Origin of the sequence: Neobacillus bataviensis LMG 21833 (assembly GCF_000307875.1) — a bacterium.
Taxonomy (GTDB): domain Bacteria; phylum Bacillota; class Bacilli; order Bacillales; family Cytobacillaceae; genus Neobacillus; species Neobacillus bataviensis.
This window is the reverse complement of sequence record NZ_AJLS01000194.1, coordinates 1-584: the sequence shown is the minus strand read 5'-3', so window position 1 is coordinate 584 and position 584 is coordinate 1. Positions and strand designations below refer to the sequence as shown.

Annotated in this window: 4 tRNA genes; all 4 read right to left on the bottom strand. The window is 50.0% G+C overall.

The annotated features are described in order from the left end of the window. Window positions 1–101 precede the first annotated feature (101 nt). The 4 genes from BABA_RS25870 to BABA_RS25850 all read right to left on the bottom strand — a co-directional run bounded on the left by BABA_RS25870 (window position 102) and on the right by BABA_RS25850 (window position 555). A tRNA-Pro gene (locus BABA_RS25870) sits at window positions 102–175 on the bottom strand. Window positions 176–292: 117 nt separating this feature from the next. Further along, window positions 293–364: transfer RNA gene (locus tag BABA_RS25860), tRNA-Gly, on the bottom strand. Window positions 365–389: 25 nt separating this feature from the next. Then, a tRNA-Lys gene (locus tag BABA_RS25855) sits at window positions 390–460 on the bottom strand. A 13-nt stretch (window positions 461–473) separates the two neighbouring features. Next, a tRNA-Leu gene (locus BABA_RS25850) sits at window positions 474–555 on the bottom strand. Window positions 556–584: the final 29 nt, after the last annotated feature.

Sequence of the window (584 nt, the reverse complement as noted above, 5' to 3'; positions counted from 1 at the left end):
GGGGATCGAACCCCCGACCTTACGGGTATGAACCGTACGCTCTAGCCAGCTGAGCTACACCGCCATAAAAGACCTAAGTCAAATTGATGTAAAAACATCGATCGGGAAGACAGGATTCGAACCTGCGACCCCTTGGTCCCAAACCAAGTGCTCTACCAAGCTGAGCTACTTCCCGTTATATGCGCGCGGAAGAAGTCGAATCCACAACCTTCTGATTCGTAGTCAGGTACTCTATCCAGTTGAGCCACGCCTGCAAATAACTTTTTATAAATAACTAGTAATAATACTAGTAAGCGAACGACGAGATTCGAACTCGCGACCCCAACCATGGCAAGGTTGTGTTCTACCCCTGAACTACGTTCGCACTTAAACTTTGTGTCTTACGACAATGCCGACTGAAGGACTCGAACCTTCGACCCTCTGATTAAAAGTCAGATGCTCTACCAACTGAGCTAATGGCTCGTACCCTAGTATGCGGGTGAAGGGAGTCGAACCCCCACGCCTTGCGGCGCCAGATCCTAAGTCTGGTGCGTCTGCCAATTCCGCCACACCCGCTATAAATTATAACCCGTGCTGGGCTCGAA